Source organism: Streptomyces sp. NPDC052225 (genome assembly GCF_040679615.1).
Taxonomy (GTDB): domain Bacteria; phylum Actinomycetota; class Actinomycetes; order Streptomycetales; family Streptomycetaceae; genus Streptomyces.
In genome coordinates this window covers 1-24661 of the sequence record NZ_JBFAVD010000048.1, presented here as the reverse complement: position 1 = coordinate 24661, position 24661 = coordinate 1, and the positions used below count along the sequence as shown (strand labels likewise).

The following is a 24661-nucleotide window of genomic DNA, read 5'->3' as shown; positions in this document are numbered from 1 at the left end:
CGAACTCGCATGAAGGCATGCGCTGCGCGCAGCCTTCATCGGGGAAATGCGACGCGAAGCGTCTGCATTTCAGGGGCGCGGGGAACTGCGCGACCAGCCCCCACCCACCCGCAGCCGCGACACAAGAGACCCCCCTATGACGAGGCGGGCCTCAGCGTGCCGCCCCCGGTCAGCCGGTACGACTTCCCGTGGAGCGCAGGGCTCGACCCCGGGTCGTACGTCACCGCATGCCCGTTCCCCACGATCACCGAGGACACCTCCGCCCCGGCGCCCAGATCGAGCCCCGCCACCGTCGAGTCCCCGGCCACCGACCACGTCGTCCCCTCGGCCAGCGACAGGGACGCCCCCGAGACCCGGCCGTCCAGCGTCGTCGACCCCGTCAGATCGAGCGCGGCCGAACCGTCGGAGACGATCACGTCACCGTGCAGCTTCTCGTCGTCCGCCGCGAACGTGACGACCCCGCGGTCGCGGACCCGCAGCAGCGCCCCGTCCTTCGTCTTGACCTCGGCGCCCCCCGTCAGCTTCACGTCCGCGATGGCCTGCTGGACGGAGAAGATGTCACCGTCGGACGCCTGGATCGAGCCGTCCTTCATCGTGAACGACGTCTCGCCGTCGCCGCGCAGGACCACACCCCCGGCCGCCGCCGACGCCCGTACGTCGGTCAGGGACAGCGCACCGCCGGGCTCCACGGTGAACGCCTCCGAGTTCGCCAGGTCGAAGAGTGTCTGGGTCAGGGACACCTCGCCGGCGGTCTGCACGCCCGGTGAGCCGCAGCCGGCCGACGTCATCGTGCCGCCGGACACCGTCACCGTGCCGCCGCCCGGCCCGACGGCGATGGGCGCCGCCTGGGCGCCCGCCGTGTCGATCTGCACGTATCGCAGGGCGAGTTCACCCCCGTACGACGCCATCACGCCGTGCGCGGACGCGCCCTTCGCCTCGATCTCGTTGGCGCTCAGCTCGGCCCGGCTGCCCTTGCCCGACGCGAAGACGCCCGTCGCGCCCTTGCCCTTGGTGCGGAACGTGCCGCCGGAGAGGTCGAGGCGGCCGCCGTCGCGGGCGAGCAGCGCCGCGTTGAGGCCGTGGCCGCCCGACGCGTCGACGGACGACGTGCCGCCGCTCTTGGTGACCTTCGAGTCGTGCGTCGTCAGCTTCCCCGAACCGGAGGCGAGCACCGCCGACTCGTCGGCCTGCGACGTCTTGAAGGGCTTCTTGCGCGACGCCGTCTTCGCCCCGTCGCTCACGGTGTACGCGCCGGTCGCCGCGGGCGCCGCGTCCGCGCCCTCGTCGGGGACGGGCGCGTCCGTCACGCAGCGCGCGCCGCTCGCCGTCGCGGCGGGCGACGCCACCGGCGGGGGAGTGGCGGCCCCGTCGTCGTCGGAGCAGCCGGACAGCGCGGTCAGCGTGAGCGGCAGCAACAGGGCGGACGCGGTGGTGGCGGCACGGCGATGCCCCGGGCGGCGCGGAGGTCCCAGGCGTTTCATGGGCTCTACGTTCACATCTCACGATCCGCGCGGCACGTCCGGGGCGTCCGGAGCGAAGACGAGCAGGGTCAGATCGTCCCGAACCGTCCCCGCGAACCGCACGACGTCCCGCCACACCGCGTCCGTGAGCGCCGCCGGATCGGCGCAGTCCAGGCCCGGCAGGCGGTCCGTCAGCGGGTAGAAGGCGCCCGATCGGTCCCGCGCCTCCGTCACCCCGTCCGTCAGGGCGAGGATCCGGTCGCCCGCGTGCAGCGGCAGCGTCATCGGCTCGGGCGGCGCGAGCCCCGCGATGCCGAGCCCGAGCGGCGCGCCCGGCGGCACCGGCAGCTCGCGCACCGCGTCGCCGCGCAGCAGCAGCGGGTGCGGATGGCCGCACGAGAGGGCCCGTACGACGGGGGAGCCGTCGGGGAACTCGAGGAACAGGGCCGTCGCGAACAGCTCCGCGTGCTCGTCCTGCGCCGCGTCCACCACCAGCCGGCGGTCGAGCCGCGCCGCGACGCCCTCCAGGTCCGGCTGGTCCAGGACCGCCTCCCGGAACGCGCCGAGCAGCCCCGCCACCGTCCCCACCGCCGACAGCCCGTGCCCCTGTACGTCACCGACGACGGCCCGCACGCCGTGCGGCCCGCGCCGCACGTCGAAGAAGTCCCCGCCGACCAGGGCCCCGCGCTGCGCCGCCCGGTACAGGCCGGCGCAGCGCACCGTCCCCACCCGTTCCGGCAGCGGCGGAAGCACCGCGAACTGGGCGGCCTCCGCCACCGTACGGACCGTGACGAGCTGCTCGTCGCGCCGACTGCGCACCCAGGCGAGGAGCACGCTCAGGGCCGCCACGAACATGATCGTCAGGACGTCGCTGTTGCCCGGTACGCCGAAGCGCAGCAGCGGCGGGGCGAACAGGAGCACGACGATGCCGCCGAGCAGGGACGTCGCCGCGGGCCCGTACGTGAGGGCCGCGAGCGGCGGAACCGCGGCGAGCAGGAAGCCCAGGTCCTGGTTCCGCTCCGTGGCCAGCTGGAGGAGGAAGAGGCCGACGAGCAGCACGATCGGCAGGCAGCGCACCCAGCGCGGCGGCGGCGCCCCGCGCAGCCAGGCACGCTCCTCGCCGTCACGGCGGCGCGCCACGGGCCAGGTCATGCCTTTCACCCTGCTATGACTCGCCCCCGCCCGCACGCGGTGACCATCGGACGCCCGTGGTTACAGGGCCTGCCCCATCAGGATGTCGTCCACGTACGTGCCGTCCAGGAGGAACTCCTGGGGCAGCACACCCTCGACGACGAAGCCCTCGGACTCGTACAGCTTGCGGGCCGGGGTGTTGTGCCCGAGCACCCGCAGCGTGATCCGGCGCGCGCCCACGCTCCGCGCCCGGGCGACGGCCGCCCGCACCAGGAGCCGGCCGACGCCACGGCCGCGCGCCGCGTCCGCGACGGCGAGGCCCTGGATCTGCCGGACGTGCGCGTTCGAGACGAGGGAGGTGGGGTAACCGAGGCGTACGTAGCCCACGAGGGCGCCGTCCAGCTCGGCGACGAGGTGGTCGCGCGGCCCGAACCGCTCGTTGAAGAACGCCGGGTAGGGCGGCTGCTCCGGTCCCTTGACCGCGTGCAGATACGACCACGTCTCCCGGTCGAGCCGGGCCAGGGCGTCGTCGTCGTCCACCACGGCGAAACGTATGTGAGGCTGCGCGTCTGACATGCGGGCCACTGTACGACCGGCAGGATGGGGTCATGACACGTATCGCGGTGGCGGGTGCTTCCGGGCTGATCGGTTCGGCCCTCGTGCGTTCCCTGACGGCCGACGGCCATGAGGTGCTGCGCCTGGTGCGGCGGGCGCCGCGGGCCGCCGACGAGGTCCGCTGGGACCCGAACGCGGGACTCGTCGACACGTCCCGCCTCAGCGGCTGCGAGGCCGTCGTCAACCTGGCCGGCGCGGGCGTCGGCGATCACCGCTGGACCGACGCGTACAAGCGGGAGATCCGCGACAGCCGCGTCCTCGGCACGACGACCCTCGCCGAGGCGGCCGCCTCGCTCGACACCCCGCCGCGCGTCCTGCTCAACGGCAGCGCCGTCGGCTACTACGGCGACACCGGCAGCCGCGCCGTCGACGAGTCCGCCCCCGCGGGCGACGGGTTTCTGCCCTCGCTCTGCGTCGAGTGGGAGGCGGCCACGGCCCCCGCCCACCAGGCGGGCATCCGTACGGTGTTCGCGCGCACCGGTCTTGTCGTGGCCCGCGGCGGCGGGGCGTGGGGCAAGCTCTTCCCGCTCTTCAAGGCGGGCCTCGGCGGGCGCATGGGTGACGGCCGCCAGTACTGGTCGTACATCGCGCTGCACGACCACGTCGCGGCGCTGCGCCACCTGTTGGACACGCAGACGCTGTCCGGCCCGGTCAACCTCACGGCCCCGCACCCGGCGACGAACCGCGAGGTCACGGCGGCGATGGGCCGCGTCCTGCACCGCCCGACCCTCTTCCCCGTGCCGTCACCCGCGCTCCGCCTGGTCCTCGGTGAGATGGCGGGCGACGTCCTCGGCTCCACCCGCGCCCTGCCGACCCGCCTCCTGGAATCCGGCTTCGAGTTCGCGTTCCCGACGGTGGAGCAGGCTATTGCGGCGGCGTGACCCCCCCCCTTTTTATGAAGGCGAGCGGCGAAGCCGCAAGCCTTCAGGGGCGCGGGGAACTGCGCGACCAGCCACGACGAAAGCCGCACCCGGCAACACAAGATCGCGTCCTACGGCGGCTAGCCGAACCGTTCCGTCAGCCGCGGATACAGCCGGCTCAGAGCCTCCGCGTCCTCGAAGTCGATCGGCGTCCCCTCGGGCTCCGGCGGGGCCGGGGGAATACCCAGGTCCGCCGCCACCGCCCCGGTCAGCTCCTCGTACGCCTCGTCCGCCGCGTACCCGAGCTCCTCCCCGTCCCCGTCGACCTCCTCGTCGAAGTCGTCGAGCAGCTCCGCCAGCGAGTCCGGATCGTGCAGCGCCCCCTCGAAGACCTCCCGCCCCTGCCCGATCAGCCAGCACCGGAAGAAGTCGAAGGCGTCATCACTGGCCCCGCCGAGCAGCACCCAGGCCGCACCCCACAGATCCCACCGGTACGCCCGGTTGTAGCGGGACTCGAAGTGCCGGGCGAAGTCGAGCACCGCGTCGGGATCGGCCTGCAGCAGTCTGTCGACGAGCAGCTCGGCGTGGTCCTCGGGGTCGCCCTCGGCGCCCTCGCGGGTGGAGTCCACGATCTCCCAGAACTCGGTCTCGTCCATCACGGGACAAGCATCGGCCCTGGACCCAGGGGGCGCACGCCGAGCGAACGAGGTGCCCCACTTCGTTACGCATGCACATGCCCAGGGCACCCCTCCTCCGGCACGCGCCCGCGCCCCGCGCTCACCCGTACCACCCGCTCATCCGCCGCGCCGCCCGCGCGAACCGCTCCCGCAGCGCCGCCGGCTCCAGCACCTCCGCCTCCGGCCCGAGCCCCATGAGCTGCGTGTACGCCACGTCCTCCGACTCGACCGGCAGCGTCACGGTCACCCGGCCCTCGGAGTCCGCCGCCCCCGCCGCCGCGATCGCCTCCCGCGCGGACACGCCGTCGGTGACGTACGGCAGCTGTCGTACGCCCGCCGCCGTCAGCCGTACGACGACCTCGGCCCGCAGGATCGCCCGCGCGAACTGTGCCGCCCGCTCCTCCCAGAACGCGGGCAGCTCGAAGTCCTCGTCCCGTACGAAGTGCTCGGCGCCGGCCTCGACGGACGTGAACCGGTCGATGCGGTACACCCGGAAACCCCCGGAGGAACCGCGCACCCGCGCCGCCACGTACCAGACCCCCGCCTTGAGCACGAGCCCGTACGGCTCCAACTCCCGCTCCACCGTGGTGTCCTGACGGCGGTACGCGACCCGCACCGCCCGGTCGTCCCACACCGCCTCCGCGAGCGCGGGCAGCAGCTCGGGCGTCTGCGGCTCCTGGAACCAGCCCGGGGCGTCCAGATGGAACCGCTGCGCCGCCGTCCGCGACGCGTCCCGCAGCGACGGCAGCAGCGCCGCCGACACCTTGAGCCGGGCCGCCGACGCCGCGTCCTCCAGACCCATGTCGCGCAGCGCCCCCGGCACCCCCGACAGGAACAGCGCCTCCGCCTCGCCCCTCGCCAGCCCCGTGAGCCGCGTCCGGTACCCGCCGATCAGCCGGTACCCGCCGGCCCGCCCCCGGTCCGCGTACACCGGCACACCCGCCTCGGACAGGGCCTGCGCGTCCCGCGTCACCGTGCGCTCGGACACCTCGAGCTCGCGCGCCAGCTCGGCGGCGGTCATCGACGGCCGGTTCTGGAGCAGGAGCACCATCTTGATCAGGCGGGCAGCACGCATACGGCCATCATGAACCGCCCCACTGACAACGCACCGGCCCGAAAGCGCTCAGTCCGCGAAGCGCATGATGGAGAACGCCGCGCCCTGCGGATCGGTGAGGATCGCGAACCGGCCCGCCTCCATCGACGACGGCTCGACCAGCACCCGGCCGCCCAGCTCCGCACAGCGCGCCGCCGTGGCGTCGGGGTCGTCGACGGCGACGTAGAGGTTCCAGTACGAGGGCACTTCGGGCGGGAAGTTCCCGGTCGACATGTCGATCATCCCGCCGAACGGCTCGTCGGCCACGGTCCAGTCCGTGTAGACGCCGCCCTCGCCGAACGGACGCTGGGGCGCGCCCCAGCCGAGGATCGACTGGTAGAAGTCGACCGCGCCCTTGCCGTCCCGGGTGAGCAGCTCGAACCAGCAGAAGCTGCCGGGCTCGTTCACCGTCTCGAACCCGGCGTGCTCAAGGGGCTCCCACAGCCCGAAGGCGGCGCCCGCCGGGTCCTGGCAGACGGCGAGCCTGCCCTGCTCCATGACACCCATCGGCCCGGCGACGACCCGGCCGCCGTTGCCGGTGACCCGGGAGGTGACCGCTTCGACGCCGCTGGTCTGGAAGTACGGCAGCCAGGCAGGGGGCTGCTGCGGGTTCATCACCGGCCCTACCCCCGCGACCTGCGGACCGTCCTCGCCGCCGAGCCGGAACATGCCGTAACCGCCGGCCGCCGGATCGGCCACGACCCGGCTGCTCCAGCCGAACAGACCCTCGTAGAAGAGGCGGGCCGCGTCCGTGTCCGTCGTCGACAGGTCGGCCCAGCACGGGGCGGAGGGAGTCTTGGAGATCTTCATGGACGTACACCTCCCGGGTGTGCAACCCGTCCATTCACGCACGCGTGCCCCGCCCCGGCAATCGGGACGGGGCACAACTACGTCAGGTGCTACAGGCCGTAGCGCTCGCGCGCCTCCTTCACGGCCGTCGCCTTGACCTCGCCGCGCTTGGCGAGCTGGGCGAGGGCCGCGACGACGATCGACTCGGCGTCGACGCCGAAGTGGCGGCGGGCGTCCTCACGGGTGTCCGAGAGGCCGAAGCCGTCGGCGCCCAGCGAGCTGTAGTCCTGCTCGACCCACTGCGCGATCTGGTCGGGGACCTGGCGCATGTAGTCGGAGACGGCCAGGACCGGGCCCTGCGCGCCGGCCAGGGCCTGACGCACGTACGGCACCTGCTCCTCGCCGCGCAGGATCGCGGCGTCCGCCTCCAGGGCGTCACGGCGCAGCTCGGTCCACGACGTGGCCGACCAGACGTCCGCGGCGACGCCCCACTCCTCGGCGAGCAGCTGCTGCGCCTTGAGGGTCCAGTGGATGGCCGTACCGGAGCCGATGAGGTTGATCCGCGGGGCGTTGGCCGCCGCCACGTTCAGACCCGCGGTCTCCGCCGTGTTGAAGCGGTACAGGCCCTTGATGATCGCCTCGTCGAGACCGTCGACCGCGGGCTTCGCGGGCTGCGGCATCGGCTCGTTGTAGACGGTCAGGTAGTAGAAGACGTCCTGGTCCTCGCCCGGCTTGGCCTCGCCGTACATGCGGCGCAGGCCTTCCTTCATGATCGTGGCGATCTCGTAGGCGAAGGCCGGGTCGTACGAGAGGGCGGCCGGGTTGGTCGCCGCGATCATCGGCGAGTGGCCGTCCGCGTGCTGGAGGCCCTCACCCGTCAGCGTCGTGCGACCGGCGGTGGCGCCGACGACGAAGCCGCGGCCCATCTGGTCGGCGAGCTGCCAGAACTGGTCGCCCGTGCGCTGCCAGCCGAACATCGAGTAGAAGATGTACAGCGGGATCATCTGCTCGCCGTGCGTCGAGTACGACGTGGCGGCGGCGATGAAGTCGGCGAGCGCGCCGGCCTCGTTGATCCCCTCGTTGAGGATCTGGCCGGACTCGGACTCCTTGTAGTACATGAGCTGGTCGCGGTCGACCGGGTCGTACGTCTGGCCCTTGGGCGAGTACAGGCCGAGCGACGGGAACAGCGACTCCATGCCGAAGGTGCGCGCCTCGTCGGGGATGATCGGCACCCAGCGCTTGCCGGACGTCTTGTCCCGTACGAGGTCCTTCAGAAGCCGTACGAGCGCCATCGTCGAGGCGACGGACTGCGTGCCGGAGCCCTTGTCGAAGGACGCGAACGCCTTGTCCGCGGGCGCGGGCAGCGGCGCGAGCGGCTGCGTGCGGCGGGCCGGGGCCGGGCCGCCCAGGGCGGCACGGCGCTCGGCGAGGTAGCGCAGCTCGGGCGAGCCCTCGGCGGGACGCGCGTACGGCACGACGCCGTCCTCGAAGCGGCTGTCCGGGATCGGCAGGTCAAGGAGGTCACGCATGTCCTTGAACTCGTCGATCGTCAGCTTCTTCATCTGGTGGTTGGCGTTCTTGGACTCGAAGCCCTTGCCGAGCGTGAAGCCCTTGACGGTCTGCGTCAGGATGACCGTCGGGGCGCCCTTGTGCTCGATGGCCGCCTTGTACGCCGCGTAGACCTTGCGGGGCTCGTGGCCGCCGCGCGAGACGTGGAAGCACTCGGAGATCTTGTCGTCGGACAGGACCTTGGCGAGCTCGATGAGCGCCGGGCTCGTGCCGAAGAAGTTCTCGCGGATGTAGGCGACGTCGCGCGTCTGGTACGTCTGGAACTGGGCGTCCGGGACCTCGCGCAGGCGCTCCAGGAGCGCGCCGGTGGTGTCGAGCTGGAACAGCTCGTCCCAGGCGTTGCCCCACATGGACTTGATGACGTTCCAGCCGGAGCCGCGGAACTGGGCCTCCAGCTCCTGCACGACGCGGAAGTTCGGGCGGACCGGACCGTCCAGGCGCTGCAGGTTGCAGTTGATGACGAACGTCAGGTTGTCGAGACCCTCGCGGGCCGCGAGCGTGAGCGCCGAGGTCGACTCGGGCTCGTCCATCTCGCCGTCGCCGAGGAACGCCCAGACGTGCGAGTTCGACGTGTCCTTGATGTTGCGGGCCGTCAGGTAGCGGTTGAACCGCGCCTGGTAGATGGCCGACAGCGGGCCGAGGCCCATGGACACGGTCGGGAACTCCCACAGCCACGGCAGGCGGCGCGGGTGCGGGTACGACGGCAGGCCGTTGCCGCCCGCCTCGCGGCGGAAGTTGTCGAGCTGCGCCTCGGAGAGGCGGCCGTCGAGGAAGGCGCGGGCGTAGATGCCGGGGGAGGCGTGGCCCTGGATGTACAGCTGGTCGCCGGAGCCGTCGCCCTCCTTCCCGCGGAAGAAGTGGTTGAAGCCGGTCTCGTACAGCCAGGCCGCCGAGGCGAAGGTGGCGATGTGGCCGCCGACGCCGTACTTGCTGCCCCGGGTCACCATCGCGGCCGCGTTCCACCGGTTGTACGCGGTGATCCTGGCTTCCATCGCCTCGTCACCGGGGAAGTCCGGCTCCGCGGAGGTGGGGATGGTGTTGAGGTAGTCGGTCGACAGGAGCTTGGGCAGCGGCAGGCCGCCGGCCTCGCCGCGCTCCAGCGTGCGTCGCATCAGCTGCGCGGCACGGTGCGGCCCGGCCGCCTGGGTAACGGCGTCCAGGGAGGCCTGCCATTCGGCGGTCTCCTCGGGGTCGCGGTCCGGGAGCTGGTCGAGCTCGCTCGGCTGGATGCGCATGGGGTCGGTCATAGTCGCCGCACGCCTTCCTGAGTCGAAGGGGGTGGGGTTGGGGGTGCCCTTGGTCTTTGGCAGGACAGGGCGAGGTCCCGGTAGGGACCCGTCGGCGACTGTAACTCCCTGATCGATGATCGATCAAAGGGTTGAAGGGCAAAACCTCTTCAGATCGAGAAAGTCGGCACGGCGTGTCGCGTTACGGGGCACTGGGTGCCCCTTTAGGGGCGCGGGGAACGGCGCGACCAGCCACCCACGGTCCGCACCCCGCGACGCACGGTCATCGGTGGGCGAGACCGGGATCACGCCCGCGGGGCGCACCCGAGAACGTGCGCCTTCACCAGCGCGGCGATATCCGGATCCCGCCGCTGGAACGCGGCGACGAGATCCGCGTGCTCCTCCGCGTAGGACTGCTGAACGGTCCCCAGCCACCGGATGGACAGCGCCGTGAAGACCTCGATCCCCAGACCCTCCCACGTGTGCAGCAGCACGGAGTTCCCCGCGGCCCGCACCATCTCCCGGTGAAAGCCCACGGTGTGCCGCACCTGACCGGTCCCGTCGGCCTCCCGGTCGGCCACGTACAGCGCCGCGACGTGCGGCTCCAGGGCCGAGCAGTCCTCGGCGAGCCGGTCCGCGGCCAGCTCGGCGGCGATGGCCTCCAGGCCGGCCCGCACCGGGTAGCTCTCCTCCAGATCCGCCGCGGAGAGGTTCCGTACGCGCACGCCCTTGTTCGGCGCCGACTCGATCAGCCGCAGCGACTCCAGCTCCCGCAGCGCCTCCCGTACGGGCGTCTGCGACACCTCCAGCTCGGTGGCGATCCGGCGCTCCACGATCCGCTCGCCCGGCTTCCAGCGGCCGCTGACGATCCCCTCCACGATGTGCTCGCGGATCTGTTCGCGCAGCGAGTGGATGACGGGCGCGGTCATGGAAACTCCTTGGCTCTGCGGACCCGATGGGTCGGCGGGACCCTTAGACAATACGGCCGAGCCCCAGGACAGAAGGGGCACGGCAGCGCTTGCCCCGGGTGATGCCGGTTACAGAGACGTACGTGCCCGGCACAGGGCCGCCCGGAACGCGACGGAGCCCCCGTCCGGAGAAGAACTCCGGGCGGGGGCTCCGTCGGCGTGTCCCTTACAGACCCAGCTCGGCGGCGAACTCGCCGGCCTCGAGGATCTGCTTGACCGTCGTCAGGTAGCGGGCGGCGTCCGCGCCGTCCACCAGACGGTGGTCGTAGGAGAGCGTCACGTACGTCATGTCACGGATGGCGATCGTGTCACCGAGCTCCGGGTCGGAGACGACGACCGGGCGCTTGACCGTGGCGCCGATGCCCAGGATGGCGACCTGGTTCGGCGGGACGATGACCGTGTCGAAGAGCGCACCGCGCGAACCCGTGTTGGAGATCGTGAAGGTGGCGCCCGACAGGTCGTCCGGGGCGATCTTGTTGGTGCGGACCTTGTTGGCCAGCTCCGCGGTCTTCTTGGAGATGCCCGCGATGTTCAGGTCACCCGCGCCCTTGATGACCGGGGTCATCAGGCCCTTCTCCGAGTCGACGGCGATGCCGACGTTCTCGGAGTCGAAGTAGGTGATCGTGCCCTCGTCGTAGTTCAGGCGGGCGTTGATGACCGGGTGGGCCTTCAGCGCCTGGACGGCGGCCTTGACGAAGAACGGCATCGGGGAGAGCTTGACGCCCTCGCGGGCGGCGAAGCCGTCCTTGGCCTTGGCGCGCAGCTTCATCAGCTTGGTGATGTCGACCTCGATGACCGAGGACAGCTGGGCCTGCTCCTGGAGCGCCTTGTGCATGTTGTCCGCGATGGCCTTGCGGATGCGCGGCAGCTTGACCGTCTGACCGCGGAGGGGAGAGGCCTCCAGGGTCGGGGCGGCCTTGGCGGCGGCCGGGGCGGCGGCGGGCGCCGGAGCGGCGGCCTTCGCGGCCTCGGCGGCGGCGATGACGTCCTGCTTGCGGATACGACCGCCGACGCCGGTGCCCTTCACGGTGGACAGGCTGACGCCCTGCTCGGCGGCGAGCTTGCGCACCAGCGGGGTCACGTACGCGCCGTCGTCCGCCGGGGTGGCGGGGGCGGCGGGCGCGGCCGGAGCCGCCGGGGCGACCGGCGCGGGGGCCGGAGCCGGAGCAGCCGGGGCGGCAGGGGCCGGAGCGGCGGCGGCCGGGGCGGCCGGAGCAGCGGGGGCCGGAGCCGGGGCGGCGGGCGCGGCAGGGGCAGCCGGGGCGGCGGCCGGGGCGGCGGGCGCGGGGGCGGCCGGAGCGGCACCGGGGGCACCGATGACGGCGAGCTTGGCGCCGACCTCGGCCGTCTCGTCCTCGGCGACGGTGATCTCCAGGAGAACGCCGGCGACGGGGGAGGGGATCTCGGTGTCGACCTTGTCGGTGGAGACCTCGAGCAGCGGCTCGTCCTCCGCGACCTCCTCGCCGACCTCCTTCAGCCAGCGGGTGACGGTGCCCTCGGTGACCGACTCGCCCAGCGCGGGCAGCACGACGTCGGTACCGGAGGCGCTGCCACCGGAAGAAGCGGGCGCGGCCGGCGCGGCGGGGGCTTCCTGCGCGGGGGCGGCGGCCGGGGCCGGAGCCTCCTGCGCGGGGGCGGCCGGGGCCTCGGCGGCGGGCGCCGCGGCGGGGGCCGGGGCACCGGAACCGTCGTCGATGACGGCCAGCTCGGCGCCGACCTCGACGGTCTCGTCCTCGGCGACCTTGATGGAGGCCAGGATGCCGGCGGCGGGCGAGGGGATCTCGGTGTCGACCTTGTCGGTCGACACCTCGAGCAGCGGCTCGTCGACCTCGACGCGCTCGCCCTCGGCCTTCAGCCAGCGGGTGACAGTGCCCTCGGTGACGCTCTCACCGAGCGCCGGAAGGGATACGGAAACCGCCATGGTTTCTGTTGCTCCTTAACGATGCGCAACCAGCGGGTGCCTGGTTACGGAAGTCTGTGGTCGGTCGGTCGTCGCGGCTGTGCACGACGGCACGGGGCTCAGTCGTGCGAGTGCAGCGGCTTGCCCGCGAGGGCCAGGTGGGCCTCGCCCATGGCCTCGTTCTGCGTCGGGTGGGCGTGGATGAGCTGGGCCACCTCGGCCGGCAGCGCTTCCCAGTTGTAGATCAGCTGGGCCTCGCCGACCTGCTCACCCATGCGATCGCCGACCATGTGGACGCCGACCACGGCACCGTCCTTGACCTGGACGAGCTTGATCTCGCCCGCGGTCTTGAGGATCTTGGACTTGCCGTTGCCCGCCAGGTTGTACTTCAGAGCGACGACCTTGTCCGCACCGTAGATCTCCTTGGCCTTGGCCTCGGTGATACCCACGGAGGCGACCTCGGGGTGGCAGTACGTCACCTTCGGCACGCCGTCGTAGTCGATCGGGACGGTCTTGAGACCGGCCAGACGCTCCGCTACCAGGATGCCCTCGGCGAAGCCGACGTGCGCGAGCTGGAGCGTCGGGACGAGGTCACCGACGGCCGAGATGGTCGGCACGTTGGTCTGCATGTACTCGTCGACGAGGACGTAGCCGCGGTCCATCGCGACGCCCTGCTCCTCGTAGCCGAGACCGGCGGAGACGGGGCCGCGGCCGATCGCGACGAGGAGGATCTCCGCCTCGAAGGTCTTGCCGTCGGCCAGGGTCACGCGGACGCCGTCCTGCGTGTACTCGGCCTTCTCGAAGAACGTGCCGAGGTTGAACTTGATGCCGCGCTTGCGGAACGCGCGCTCAAGAAGCTTGGAGCTGTTCTCGTCCTCGACCGGGACGAGGTGCTTGAGGCCCTCGACGATGGTGACGTCGGTGCCGAAGGACTTCCACGCCGAGGCGAACTCGACGCCGATGACGCCGCCGCCCAGCACGATCGCGGACTTCGGGACGCGGTCCAGCTTCAGCGCGTGGTCCGAGGAGATGATGCGGTTGCCGTCGATCTCCAGGCCCGGCAGCGACTTCGGCACGGAGCCGGTCGCGAGGAGCACGTGGCGGCCCTGGATGCGCTGGCCGTTCACGTCCACGGACGTCGGGGAGGACAGCCGGCCCTCACCCTCGATGTACGTCACCTTGCGGGAGGCGATCAGCCCCTGGAGGCCCTTGTACAGGCCGGAGATGACGTCGTCCTTGTACTTGTGGACGGCCTCGATGTCGATGCCCTCGAAGGTGGCCTTGACGCCGAACTGCTCGCTCTCGCGGGCCTGGTCGGCGATCTCGCCCGCGTGCAGCAGGGCCTTCGTCGGGATGCAGCCGTTGTGCAGGCAGGTACCGCCGACCTTGCCCTTCTCGATCAGGGCGACGTCGAGACCCAGCTGCGAGGCACGCAGGGCCGCGGCGTAACCGCCACTGCCACCGCCGAGGATCACTAGGTCGAAAACGGTGCTGGCGTCGTTCGCCACGTCACGTCCTCCATGCATGTGCGCCGTACGCCGGTCACCAATGACCGGGCGGCGGCTGGTGTATCGGCCGCTCGTTCTTCGGCCCTCGGGTGGGGCCCTGTCCTGCCGCCCCCCATCCTCGCACTTGTCGAAGGCATGCGGGACGTCGGGCTGCGGGGTGAGACGGCGGTTACACCGGAAACACCCGTGACAGAAGTGGCGCAACCTACGGATTTCGTCGAAAGCGAACAGCCCCGGGTCGCGTTGACCCGGGGCTGTTCAGCGCTTTTACGGCTCTTTTACGAGTGGCGAGGCGTCAGCCGAGGTCGCCCGCGGCCGTCAGTTCCGCGAGGCGGACCAGCGTGCGCACGGCCGTTCCCGTGCCGCCCTTCGGCGTGTAACCGAACGGGGCGCCCTCGTGGAAGGCCGGGCCCGCGATGTCGAGGTGGGCCCACGTGATGCCCTCGCCGACGAACTCCTTCAGGAACAGACCGGCGACCAGGCCGCCGCCCATCCGCTCGCCCATGTTGGCGATGTCGGCGGTGGCCGAGTCCATGCCCTTGCGCAGGTCGGCCGGGAGCGGCATCGGCCAGGACGGCTCGCCGACCTCCTCGGCGGCCTCGTGGATCGCCGTACGGAACGCGTCGTCGTTCGCCATGACACCGAACGTGCGGTTGCCGAGCGCCAGCATCATCGCGCCGGTCAGCGTGGCGACGTCGACGATCGCGTCCGGGTTCTCCTCGGAGGCCTTGGCGATCGCGTCGGCCAGGACCAGACGGCCCTCGGCGTCCGTGTTCAGGACCTCGACGGTCTTGCCGCTGTACATGCGAAGCACGTCACCGGGGCGGGTGGCCGAGCCCGACGGCATGTTCTCGGCGAGCGCCAGCCAGCCGGTGACGTTCACCTCCAGGCCCAGGCGCGCGGCGGCGACGACGGCGGCGAACACCGCGGCGGCGCCCGCCATGTCGCACTTCATCGTCTCGTTGTGGCCGGCCGGCTTCAGCGAGATGCCGCCCGAGTCGTACGTGATGCCCTTGCCGACGAAGGCGAGGTGCTTCTTCGCCTTGGAGCTCGTGTACGAGAGCTTCACCAGGCGCGGCGGGGCCTCCGAGCCGGCGCCGACGCCGAGGATGCCGCCGTAGCCGCCCTTGGTGAGCGCCTTCTCGTCGAGCACCTGCACCTTGATGCCGTGCTCCTTGGCCGCGGCCGTGGCGACGGCGGCGAAGGCCTCGGGGTTGAGGTCGTTCGGCGGGGTGTTGACCAGGTCGCGGGCGCGGTTGAGCTCCTCGGCGACCGCGACGGCGCGCTCGATCTCGGCCTTGTACGCCTTGTCGCGCGGCTTGCCGCCGAGCACGGCGACCTCGGCGAGCGGCGCCTTGCCCTTCTTGGCGGCCGCGTCCTTGGCCGTCATCTCCTTGTACGCGTCGAAGGAGTACGCGCCGAGCAGGGCGCCCTCCGCGACGGCGCCCGCGTCCTCGGCATCACCGACCGGCAGCGCGAACGCGGCCTTCTTCGACCCGGCGAGGGCGCGCGCGGCGACACCGGCGGCACGGCGCAGCGCCTCCGTGCCGTACGCCGCTCCGTTCTCGGGGTTCTCCGGCTCCGCACCCAGGCCCACCGCGAGCACCAGCGGCGCCTTGAACCCGGAGGGCGCGGGCAGCTTGGTCACCTCGCCCTCGCCGCCACCGGCGCCGAGGGTCTCCAGGACGGAGGCGAGCTTTCCGTCGTACGCCTTGTCCACGGCCTCGGCGCCGGGGGCGACGACCGGGCCCTTGGCGCCGGCGGCGACACCGACGACGATGGCGTCGGCGCGGAGGCCGGGCGCTGCGGCGGTGCTGAGAGTCAGAGCAGTCACGGTGGTGAGGTCCCTCTTTCATCGGTGGGGCTGGCTTCGTTGCCTGGGCCGTGGGGTGGGCGGCCCGCCGGGGCGAGCCTACGCCGGTGTCCCGGCAGGTGCCCCGGTGAGGCGGCCCTATACGGCGAGTGCCACCAGCGAGGCGGTCGCGGCGACCTCCGCCACCGCCCCGAACACGTCCCCCGTCACCCCGCCGAACCGGTTCACGCACCGTCGCAGCAGCAGTTCCGCAGCGCCGCAGGCGAGGACGACCGCGATCGCGCCGGGCAGCGAGAACGCCGCCGTCACCGCGACGACCACCGCGCCCGCGATCAGCGCCGCCCGCACCGGCACCGTCTCGGCGACGGCCGCGCCGAGGCCCTCCGGGCGGGCGGCCGGGACGCCGGTGCGGGACGCGAACGTCAGGGCGAGGCGGGCCGTCACCGCGGACACGGCCGCCGCGAGGGCGCCCCGGTGCCACGACTCGGCGTACAGCTGGGCGAGGACCGCGATCTGCGCGAGCAGCGTCAGGACCAGGACGACCACGCCGAAGGGGCCGATGTCGGACTGCTTCATGATGCGCAGCGCGTCCTCGGCGGGCTTGCCGCTGCCGAGCCCGTCCGCGACGTCCGCGAGCCCGTCCAGGTGCAGGCCCCGGGTGAGCGCGGCCGGCACGGCGACCGAGGCGACGGCCGCGAGCAGCGCGCCCGCGCCGAGCAGGGTCAGGGCGCCGCCGAGCGCCGCCGCGCACAGGCCGACGACCAGGCCGGCCAGCGGGGCGGACAGCATCCCGGACCGGGCGGCGTCCCGGTCCCAGCGGGTGACCTCGACGGGCAGGACGGTGAGGGTGCCGAAGGCGAAACGTATGCCGTCGACCAGGGGGGTTGTGGACACCGGGGGAGGTTACCCGGACGGGCGCGGCCGGCGTCGGGGACGCAGGATGGGCCCATGGGCGACTGGTGGTACCGGAACATCACGGAGCCCGGCAAGCTGCCCGTGCTCCTGGCGCTGCTCGCGTTCGGCGCCACGTTCCTGCTGACCCGCACCGTCACCCGGCTGATCCGCGCGGGCCGCGGCCCGTTCCGGGACATCGCGCCGGGCGGCACGCACATCCACCACGTCGTGCCCGGCATCGTCCTGATGACCGCCGGCGGGTTCGGGGCGGTCGGCAGCGGGCGGCACGGGGTCACGGCGTGCGTGTGCGCGGTCGTGTTCGGGGTCGGGGCGGGCCTGGTGCTCGACGAGTTCGCCCTGGTCCTGCACCTCGACGACGTGTACTGGAGCGAGCAGGGCCGGCAGAGCGTCGAGGTCGTGGTGCTCGCGGCGGCTCTCGGCGCCCTCGTGATCTGCGGCTTCTCGCCGCTCGGTGTGAACGACCTGACGCAGGACGAGCAGCACGACCGCGGAGTGTTCATCGCGACGCTGGTGCTGAACTTCTGCCTCGTCGTCGTGACCCTGCTCAAGGGCAAGCCGCGGCTCGCCGTCCTCGGCGTCCTGGTGCCGTTCGCCGCGTGGTGGGGCGCGGTGCGCCTCGCCCGCCCCGGTTCCTCCTGGGCCCGGCGCTGCTACCGGCGCCGCCCGCGCGCCCGGGCCCGCGCGTCCCTGCGGGCCTTCCGGCACGACCGCCGCTGGCACCGGATCAGCCGGCGCTTCCAGGATCTGGTCGGCGGCTTCCGCGAACCCCCAGTTCAGCGGCGCACACGATGAGCACGGCGCCGATCGCGGCCAGGTGTTCCCAGCCCGCGAGGTTCGGCTTCACCGCGCACTCGACGGCCATCGTCGCGACGACGAGCGCGCCGGTGAACCGGGCCCGGTAGCGCCAGCACACGTACACCGCGAGCCCGACGACCGCCGCCGACGGGCCGGTGTCCACGACCTGCGCGTCCGATTCCGGCAGCCATCCGGCGGCGATGGCGACCCGCGCGTACAGGGTCCCGGCGAGCGTGGCCACGTACGCGACGACGAGGGTGCGCCACCGCCCCAGGCAGATCTCGGCGATGCCGAACACCAGCAGGATCTGCGCGAGCGCGCCCCACACCGGCAGGTCGAGGGCCGGGACGAACAGCGACAGCGGGGTGCGCAGCAGCGCGAGCCACAGCGGGTCGACGGCCCGCACCGCGCCCATGTCCTGGACGAACCGGTAACCCCACGACTGGTTCTGCACGTACTGGAGGGCCGCCGTCAGGCACACCGCGGCCAGCGTCATCGGGATCGCCCGCCAACGCCGCGCGACGAGTCCGTCCCGTACGGCGCCGAAGAGCGGGCCCCATTCGCGGCGGGCCGCGTCCCTCATGAATGCTCCAGACGGCTGCGCCGCAGCCACTTGGGCAGGCCGGGCACTTCGAGGAAGCCCTCGGCGCGCGCCGACGCGATGCCGATGCGCGGCAGGTCGGCGCTCTTCTCGAAGAGCAGGAAACGGGGTTCCCAGATGGGCCGGTACTTGGCGTTGGCCCGGTACAGCGATTCGATCTGCCACCACCGCGAGAAGAAGCTCAGCAGTGAGCGCCACAGGCGCAGCACCGGGCCCGCGCCGAGTCGCGAGCCGCGTTCGAAGACGGAGCGGAACATCGCGAAGTTCAGCGAGACCTGCGTGATCTTCATCTCCGGCGCGTGCTGGAGGAGTTCGATGACCATGAACTCCATCAGACCGTTCTCGGAGTCCCGGTCACGGCGCATCAGATCGAGGGAGAGGCCGTTCGGCCCCCACGGCACGAAGGAGAGCAGTGCTCTCAAGTCGCCCTCGCCGTCGGCGCATTCGAGCATCACGCACCTGCCGTCCGCCGGGTCGCCGAGCCGCCCGAGCGCCATCGAGAAGCCGCGTTCGGTGGCGCCGTCGCGCCAGTCGTCGGCCCGCTCCAGGAGGTACGTCATCTCGTCGGCCGGAATGTCCTCGTGGCGGCGGACGCGGACCGTGTACCCGGCGCGCTTCACCCGGTTGTAGGCCTGGCGGACGGTCCGCATGGCCCGCCCTTCGAGGGTGAACTCGGCGGTCTCCACGATGGCTTCGTCGCCGAGTTCGAGGGCGTCGAGGCCGTGCCGCGCGTAGATCGTGCCGGCCTCCTCGCTCGCGCCCATCACGGCCGGGATCCAGCCGTGCACCCGCGCCTCGGCGAGCCAGGGCTCGATCGCGCCGGGCCACGCCTCCGGGTCGCCGATCGGATCACCGGAGGCGAGTGAGACACCGCCCACCACCCGGTACGTCACCGCGGCCTTGCCCGTCGGCGACCACAGGACGCTCTTGTCGCGGCGCAGCGCGAAGTACCCGAGCGAGTCGCGCTCGCCCTCCTTGTCGAGCAGCGCGTGCAGCTTCGCCTCGTCGTCGGGGGTGAGCGGGTCGACGGCCCGGCGGGAGCGGAACGCGGCGTAGACGACGGCGACGAGCAGGAGCGTGGAGAGGATGTTGATGACGACGTTCACCCAGTTCGGCGTGGTGATGCCGGGGTAGTGGGCGTCGTTCGACGCGACCGAGATCAGCCGCAGGGTGCCGTAGCGCCAGCGCTCAAGGAACGTCGAACGGTGCGGATCGTGGGCGTGGTTGGTGACCGTGACCAGGAACGTCGCGAAGAGCGAGGCGACGAGCAGGCCGCCGACCGCGACGATCGCCGCGAGCTTCGCGTTCGAGCGGTCGCCCTTCGCGTAGAACTCGCGGCGGCCGACGACGAGCGCGGCGAGGAAGGCGGCGGTCAGCGCCAGCGAGACCCAGTTCTGGGCGTGCGCGCGGACCTCCGGGAAGAACATCACGAGGGCGAAGAGCAGGAAGAAGAGCCCGCACAGGACGAGGTTGAGGATCCACGCCGCGCGCTTGCGGCGGCGCATCGTGACCGCCAGGAACCAGGCGACGGCGGCGGACGAGAAGCCGGCGGCGAGCAGGTACGGGGTGAAGTAGTTCTCCTCGTTGTGGCGGCGCAGGTCCTGGCCGAAGGAGACCCAGACGGCGCCGAGCAGATTGAGGAACGTGACGGCGCGGAGGTACCAGACCGTGGTGGCTGCTGCCCGCCGGGATGTCGGGGTCGAGGTGGGTACGCCGCGTGTCTGTGTGTCTCCCATGGCGGGGAGCTTATGTGCCCGTTTGGCCTGTTTCGAGGTTCGGCGCCCTGTCAGGGGCGCGGGGCTGTATCGATCAGCGGCTCCGCCGCGGGGCGCGCTCAGCCATGAAAAAGCCGCAGTCGCGTCTGCTCGTGACATGAGCAGACGCGACTGCGGCTCTTCTCGGGTTGCTCGCGCAGTTCCCCGTCGCCCCTTACGGGGCTTCCGGTAGCTCGGCGGCCAAGGAGGCTGCGGCCTGCACCAGGGGGAGGGCCAGGAGGCCTCCCGTGGCGCCGCCGACCTTGACGTCCTGGGAGAGGAGGGGCTCCATCGCCATGCGGTCGAACGCCTTGGTCTGGGCGGGCTCACCGCTCGTGTGGGCCGCCAGCCACCAGTCCGGCGCGCGGAACGCCACCCGCTGCCCGACCAGCGCGCAGGCCGCCGAGACAACGCCGTCAAGGATCACCGGCGTACGGCGTACGGCGCACTGGAGGAGGAAGCCGGTCGCCGCCGCGAGATCCGCGCCGCCGACCGTCGCGAGCAGCTGGAGCTGGTCGCCGAGGACCGGCCGCGCCCGGCGCAGCGCGTCCCGTACCGCCGCGCACTTGCGCATCCACGCGAGGTCGTCGATGGCGTCGCCGCCGCGGCCGGTGACGACCGAGGCGTCCGTGCCGCACAGCGCCGCGATGAGGGTCGCGGCGGCCGTGGTCCCGCCGACGCTGACGTCGCCGAGGACCACCAGGTCCGTACCGGAGTCGGCTTCCTCGTCGGCGACCGCCATGCCCGCGCGGAACGCCGCCTCGGCCTCCTCCAGGGTGAGCGCGTCCTCGATGTCGATGCGCCCGGAGCCGCGCCGCACCCGGTGGCTCACGACGGCCTCGGGCAGGTCCTCGGGCTCGCAGTCGAGGGAGAGGTCGACGACCCGGATCTGTACGCCGAGCCTGCGGGCGAGGATCGCGCCGGTGCTCGCGCCCTCGACGACCTCGCGGACCAGGTCGGCGGCGCCGCCCGTGGCCCGTTTCGACACGCCGAGCTCGGCGACGCCGTGGTCGCCCGCGAACAGGATCACGCGCGGCTGTGCGACGGGCCGTACGGGCACCGCGCCCTGGGCGGCGGAGAGCCACTCGCCCAGCTCGTCGAGGCGGCCCAGGGCGCCCGGCGGCACGGCGAAGCGCGCCCTGCGCTCCTCGGCGTCGCGGCGGGTCCCGCCGTCGGGGCGCTCGATCAGATCGGTGAAGTCGTCGAGATTCAGCGAGCTCATTCGCCGAACAGTACCGGCCGTGCCCCCGCTGGTCCCCTGACGTCCCATCAGTCACAGCGGGCCCGGGGGTCGCGCATCTGACGGCCAGTTACGCCATGTGGCAGGTCCGCTCCTTTACGTGATTGCTTCGCGCCCGATGATCCCTTACGTTCCGTTTTGTATCGGATTGTCGTACCGCGGTGTTCATCGGACCGGACCGCGATGTGCCGCGCCCTCGGCACCCGCCTTCCGCTTGACTCCAGGAGTTGACGACCGATGTCCGCCTCAGCACAGGCCGTGGCCGAGCGCCGCCCCGCCTACCTCACCGAGCTCGCCCAGGGCACCGAGCGGTTCCACGAGCCGCGCCGCCCCGACTGCCCCTGGTGCGGCTCCACCAAGCTGCGCACCCGGCTGCGCACCACGGACCTGCTCCAGCACAAGCCCGGCACGTTCACGCTCGACCAGTGCCGCTCCTGCGCCCACTCGTTCCAGAACCCGCGACTGACGCCCGAGGGCCTGAACTTCTACTACCGCGACTTCTACGACGGCCTGCGCGCCGACCAGGCCGAGAAGATCTTCGGCCCGCAGACCTCCACCAGGCGGTACGCGGCCCGCGCCCGCGCCCTCGCCCGCTTCATGGAGCCGGAGAGCTGGCTCGACGTCGGCACCGGCCACGGCCACTTCCCTGCGGTCGCCAAGGAGGTCCTGCCGTACACGGCGTTCGACGGCCTCGACATCAGCGACGGCGTCGAGGAGGGCCGCCGCGAGGGCCGCGTCGACGAGGCCCACCGCGGCTTCCTCACCGACCTGGCGCCCCAACTCGCGGGCCGCTACGACGCGATGAGCATGTTCCACTACCTGGAGCACTCCCTCGACCCGCGCGAGGAACTCAAGGCGGCCCACCGCGTGCTGCGCCCCGGCGGCCACCTGATGATCGAGGTCCCCGACCCCGAGAGCCGCTACGCCAAGCTCCTCGGCAAGTGGTGGGTGTCGTACTTCCAGCCGCAGCACCTGCACTTCATCCCGCTCGCCAACCTCCGCACCGAGCTGCGCGCCCTCGGCTACACCGTCGTCTCCGTCGACCGCCGCGAACCGCACGTCCCGCTCGACCTGACGGCCGCCTGCGCCCTCCTGCTCGGCCACTACCTGCCCGACGCCGACGACCCCTGGCGCACGAAGATCCCGAGCGACTTCCAGCGCAAGCTCCGCCAGGCCCTGATGTACACCTCGGCGCCCGCGTTCGTCGCGGCGTACGCCGCCGACCAGCTCCTCGCCCCGCTGGTCAGCCGCACCCGCTTCTCCAACGCGTACCGCGTCATCGCCCGCCGCGACCCGGACGCCTCATGAACGCCCCTTCCCCGGAACGGGAGTTCGCCGGCCGCACCGCCCTCGTGACCGGTGCGGCCTCCGGCATCGGCCTCGCCGTCGCCCGCCGTCTTGCCGCCGGGGGAGCGGCCGTCGCCGCTGTCGACCGCGACCCGGAGGGCGCCGCCAAGGCCGCCGCCGAACTCACCGCGGCCGGCGCCCGCGCCATCGCGCTCACCGTCGACGTCACCGACCCCGTCCAGGTGGAGGCGGCCGTGTACACCACGGTCGCCGCGTTCGGCGCCCTGCACCTCGCGGTGAACAACGCGGGCGTCACCCACCCCGCGGCCCTCACCGCCGACGTCGAACTCGCCGACTGGCGGCGGGTGTTGTCCGTCAACCTCGACGGCGTCTTCCACGCGATGAAGTACGAGATCCCGGCGATGCTCTCCGCGGGCGGCGGCTCGATCGTCAACATGGCCTCGGTCCTGGGCAGCCGCGGCTCCCTCGGCGCATCGGCGTACAGCGCGGCGAAGCACGCCGTCATCGGCCTGACGAAGACGGCGGCCATCGAGTACGCGGCCCAGGGCGTCCGGGTCAACGCGGTGGCCCCCGGCTTCATCGACACGCCGCTCCTGGCGGACGCGTACGCGGACGCCGACGCCGACGTACGGAACCTGCTGACGGCCCGTCACCCGGCGGGCCGCCTCGGCACGCCGGAGGAGGTGGCGGAACTGACGGCGTTCCTGCTCTCGGACCGAGCGAGTTTCAGCACCGGATCGGTGCACGGCGCGGACGGCGGCTACACGGCGGGCCGGTGAGCGCCCTGCGGGAGACGGCGGGCCGGAGTCGCCGACGGGGCGAGCGGACCCGGCCGGCGGACTCCGTCAGCCGCGCAGCGCCAGCGCCGTACCGGCGACGACGAGCAGCACGTGCTCGCACTCGGCGGCGAACGCGGCGTTCAGACGGCCGAGTTCGTCGCGGTAGCGGCGCCCGGACGCCGTCGCGGGCACGATCCCCGACCCCACCTCGTTCGAGACGGCCACGACGGTGCGCCGCGTGCGCCGCACGGCGTCCACCAGCTCGACCACCTTCGCGCGCAGCGCCTTCTCCCCGCCGCCCGCCCACTCGGCGTCGTCCCACGCCCCGACCTCGTCCATCGCGTACGTCAGCCAGAGCGACAGGCAGTCGATCAGCAGCGGTGCGCCGTCCTCGGCGTCGTCGAGCAGCGGCACCAGATCGCAGGTCTCCGCGGTCCGCCACGAACCGGGCCTGCGCTCCCGGTGCAGCGCGACCCGCCGCGCCCACTCCCCGTCGCCGCCCCGCGTCCCGCCGGTCGCGACATAGAGCACGTCGGGGAACGCCTCCAGGCGCCGCTCGGCCTCCACCGACTTCCCCGACCGGGCACCACCGAGCACCAGCGTCCTGCGCGGCACGTCGGGCACGTCCTCGTACGCCCCCACGTCCAGGGTCGTCCCGTCGGGCACGGCCCGCGCGCCCGCGGCGGCGAGCCGCCGGTCGAGTTCGGGGCCGGGCGGCACGTCATGGTCGAGGTGGACGGCGACGACATCGGTGGTCGGCCCGACCGCCCCGACGGACCGCAGCCGGGCGAGCGCGTCGGGCCGCCCGATCACATCGGCGACGACCATCTCGTACGGGGCCCGGACGTCCTCCAGGCCGGCGGGCGCGGCCCCCGGCGGCAGGTAAAGCACCCGCTCCCCGTCGGGCCCGGCCACCTCGTACCCGGTGCCCGGCGCGTCCAGGGCGAGCGCCCGCACCCGGTGCCCGGTGAGCAGCGCCAGCTCGCGCCCGTCCGGCACCCGCCCCGGCTGCGGCAGCCCGGCAGGCACCTCGACCGGGGGCCCGTCGTGCGGATGGGAGAGCAGCACCTGCCGTACGCCGCCGAGGCTGTGCCCCGAGCGGGCCGCGGCGAACACGGCGCCCGGCGTCAGGTCCAGCAGCAGCGTTCCGTCGATCAACAGCGCCGTCGCGGCGCGCGCGGACGGGCCGAGCGCACCCGCGCACGCGGCGCAGGGGCAGTCGGGTCGGGGCAGTCCTTCGGGGGCACCGGTGCCGAGCAGTGTCAGTTCCACAGGAAGATCCTCCCGCGCGGTCTCCGGCGCCGCGCGCCCGGATAGGCTTCCAGGGACATCGGACATGCGGTACCGGGAGGCTGACATGGCGGCATGGACGTGGCGGTTCGAGAAGTCCGACGGGACGGAGGTGCCCCCGGCGGTGCAGCCGGAGGAGTTCACGACGCAGGGGGACGCCGAGTCCTGGGTCGGCGAGTACTGGAAGCAGCTCGTGGAGGGCGGCGCCGACCAGGTCTCCCTCTTCGAGGACACGACCAAGATCTACGGCCCCATGAGCCTGCACGGGGAAGACGCCTCGGCCTAGGCCCCGCCAGGGGCGCGGGGAACTGCGCGAGCAACCCCGCGAAAAGCCGCAGTCGCGTCCGCTCGGTACATGAGCGGACGCGAC

At 72.6% G+C, this 24661-nt stretch carries 21 protein-coding genes; 5 read left to right on the top strand and 16 right to left on the bottom strand.

Features of this window, described 5'->3' with window-relative positions; all coding sequences use genetic code 11:
- Positions 1–134 precede the first annotated feature (134 nt).
- Genes AB0L37_RS37270 through AB0L37_RS37260 form a run of 3 tightly spaced genes read right to left on the bottom strand, consistent with a single transcriptional unit; the run spans position 135 to position 3167 of the window.
- On the bottom strand, positions 135–1481 hold the full coding sequence (locus tag AB0L37_RS37270) for a hypothetical protein (protein ID WP_365516231.1): 1347 nt from the start codon (positions 1479–1481) through the stop codon (positions 135–137).
- Positions 1482–1499: 18 nt separating this feature from the next.
- Entirely contained in the window at positions 1500–2612 is a 1113-nt protein-coding gene (locus AB0L37_RS37265; protein WP_365516228.1) for a PP2C family protein-serine/threonine phosphatase, read from the bottom strand.
- A gap of 60 nt (positions 2613–2672) precedes the next feature.
- Entirely contained in the window at positions 2673–3167 is a 495-nt protein-coding gene (locus AB0L37_RS37260) for a GNAT family N-acetyltransferase (protein ID WP_365516225.1), read from the bottom strand.
- Positions 3168–3199: 32 nt separating this feature from the next.
- Here AB0L37_RS37260 and AB0L37_RS37255 point away from each other — a divergent pair, with 32 nt between their 5' ends.
- The gene (locus tag AB0L37_RS37255; RefSeq protein ID WP_365516222.1) at positions 3200–4087 is read left to right on the top strand and encodes a TIGR01777 family oxidoreductase; all 888 of its coding nucleotides are present in this window, start codon (positions 3200–3202) and stop codon (positions 4085–4087) included.
- A 119-nt stretch (positions 4088–4206) separates the two neighbouring features.
- On the opposite strand, the gene AB0L37_RS37250 is transcribed toward AB0L37_RS37255, so the two are convergent.
- The 9 genes from AB0L37_RS37250 to cobS all read right to left on the bottom strand — a co-directional run bounded on the left by AB0L37_RS37250 (position 4207) and on the right by cobS (position 16503).
- On the bottom strand, positions 4207–4722 hold the full coding sequence (locus AB0L37_RS37250; protein WP_365516234.1) for a DUF4240 domain-containing protein: 516 nt from the start codon (positions 4720–4722) through the stop codon (positions 4207–4209).
- 121 nt (positions 4723–4843) lie between these two features.
- Positions 4844–5818: a WYL domain-containing protein gene (locus tag AB0L37_RS37245; protein ID WP_365516219.1), complete on the bottom strand. Its 975-nt coding sequence runs from the start codon at positions 5816–5818 to the stop codon at positions 4844–4846.
- Positions 5819–5866: 48 nt separating this feature from the next.
- A complete protein-coding gene (locus tag AB0L37_RS37240) occupies positions 5867–6646 on the bottom strand; it encodes a VOC family protein (protein WP_365516216.1) in 780 nt (259 codons plus the stop codon).
- 89 nt (positions 6647–6735) lie between these two features.
- Positions 6736–9441, bottom strand: a complete 2706-nt coding sequence (aceE, locus tag AB0L37_RS37235; protein ID WP_365516213.1) for a pyruvate dehydrogenase (acetyl-transferring), homodimeric type — start codon at positions 9439–9441, stop codon at positions 6736–6738.
- Positions 9442–9725: 284 nt separating this feature from the next.
- Positions 9726–10349: a GntR family transcriptional regulator gene (locus AB0L37_RS37230; protein ID WP_365516210.1), complete on the bottom strand. Its 624-nt coding sequence runs from the start codon at positions 10347–10349 to the stop codon at positions 9726–9728.
- A gap of 205 nt (positions 10350–10554) precedes the next feature.
- Entirely contained in the window at positions 10555–12309 is a 1755-nt protein-coding gene (gene sucB / locus AB0L37_RS37225; protein ID WP_365516207.1) for a 2-oxoglutarate dehydrogenase, E2 component, dihydrolipoamide succinyltransferase, read from the bottom strand.
- Between the two features lie 98 nt (positions 12310–12407).
- Positions 12408–13796, bottom strand: a complete 1389-nt coding sequence (gene lpdA, locus AB0L37_RS37220) for a dihydrolipoyl dehydrogenase (protein ID WP_365516204.1) — start codon at positions 13794–13796, stop codon at positions 12408–12410.
- A 295-nt stretch (positions 13797–14091) separates the two neighbouring features.
- Positions 14092–15630 (bottom strand): leucyl aminopeptidase, encoded by a 1539-nt coding sequence (locus AB0L37_RS37215; RefSeq protein ID WP_365516201.1) that lies wholly within the window; start codon positions 15628–15630, stop codon positions 14092–14094.
- A gap of 117 nt (positions 15631–15747) precedes the next feature.
- The gene (cobS, locus tag AB0L37_RS37210) at positions 15748–16503 is read right to left on the bottom strand and encodes an adenosylcobinamide-GDP ribazoletransferase (RefSeq protein WP_365516198.1); all 756 of its coding nucleotides are present in this window, start codon (positions 16501–16503) and stop codon (positions 15748–15750) included.
- A 54-nt stretch (positions 16504–16557) separates the two neighbouring features.
- Between cobS and AB0L37_RS37205 the strand changes: the two genes are divergently transcribed.
- Complete coding sequence (locus tag AB0L37_RS37205) at positions 16558–17316, top strand: hypothetical protein (protein ID WP_365516195.1); 759 nt, start codon at positions 16558–16560, stop codon at positions 17314–17316.
- Here AB0L37_RS37205 and AB0L37_RS37200 read toward each other — a convergent pair.
- The 3 genes from AB0L37_RS37200 to AB0L37_RS37190 all read right to left on the bottom strand — a co-directional run bounded on the left by AB0L37_RS37200 (position 17249) and on the right by AB0L37_RS37190 (position 20896).
- The gene (locus AB0L37_RS37200) at positions 17249–17902 is read right to left on the bottom strand and encodes a hypothetical protein (RefSeq protein ID WP_365516192.1); all 654 of its coding nucleotides are present in this window, start codon (positions 17900–17902) and stop codon (positions 17249–17251) included. The two genes, AB0L37_RS37205 and AB0L37_RS37200, sit on opposite strands and share 68 nt — an antisense overlap.
- The gene (locus tag AB0L37_RS37195; RefSeq protein WP_365516189.1) at positions 17899–19656 is read right to left on the bottom strand and encodes a phosphatidylglycerol lysyltransferase domain-containing protein; all 1758 of its coding nucleotides are present in this window, start codon (positions 19654–19656) and stop codon (positions 17899–17901) included. Before AB0L37_RS37195 ends, AB0L37_RS37200 begins: the two co-directional genes overlap by 4 nt.
- A gap of 193 nt (positions 19657–19849) precedes the next feature.
- Positions 19850–20896, bottom strand: coding sequence for a nicotinate-nucleotide--dimethylbenzimidazole phosphoribosyltransferase (locus tag AB0L37_RS37190; RefSeq protein WP_365516186.1), 1047 nt, complete (start codon positions 20894–20896; stop codon positions 19850–19852).
- A 255-nt stretch (positions 20897–21151) separates the two neighbouring features.
- On the opposite strand from AB0L37_RS37190, the gene AB0L37_RS37185 reads away from it, so the two are divergent.
- Both AB0L37_RS37185 and AB0L37_RS37180 read left to right on the top strand, forming a co-directional pair.
- Entirely contained in the window at positions 21152–22222 is a 1071-nt protein-coding gene (locus tag AB0L37_RS37185) for a class I SAM-dependent methyltransferase (RefSeq protein ID WP_365516183.1), read from the top strand.
- Entirely contained in the window at positions 22219–23001 is a 783-nt protein-coding gene (locus AB0L37_RS37180) for an SDR family NAD(P)-dependent oxidoreductase (RefSeq protein WP_365516181.1), read from the top strand. The genes AB0L37_RS37185 and AB0L37_RS37180 overlap by 4 nt, the downstream gene beginning before the upstream one ends.
- Before the next feature lie 66 nt (positions 23002–23067).
- Here the strand turns inward: AB0L37_RS37180 and AB0L37_RS37175 are convergent, their stop codons facing one another.
- On the bottom strand, positions 23068–24273 hold the full coding sequence (locus AB0L37_RS37175) for a bifunctional adenosylcobinamide kinase/adenosylcobinamide-phosphate guanylyltransferase (protein ID WP_365516178.1): 1206 nt from the start codon (positions 24271–24273) through the stop codon (positions 23068–23070).
- An 85-nt stretch (positions 24274–24358) separates the two neighbouring features.
- On the opposite strand from AB0L37_RS37175, the gene AB0L37_RS37170 reads away from it, so the two are divergent.
- On the top strand, positions 24359–24577 hold the full coding sequence (locus AB0L37_RS37170) for a hypothetical protein (protein ID WP_365516176.1): 219 nt from the start codon (positions 24359–24361) through the stop codon (positions 24575–24577).
- Positions 24578–24661 lie beyond the last annotated feature (84 nt).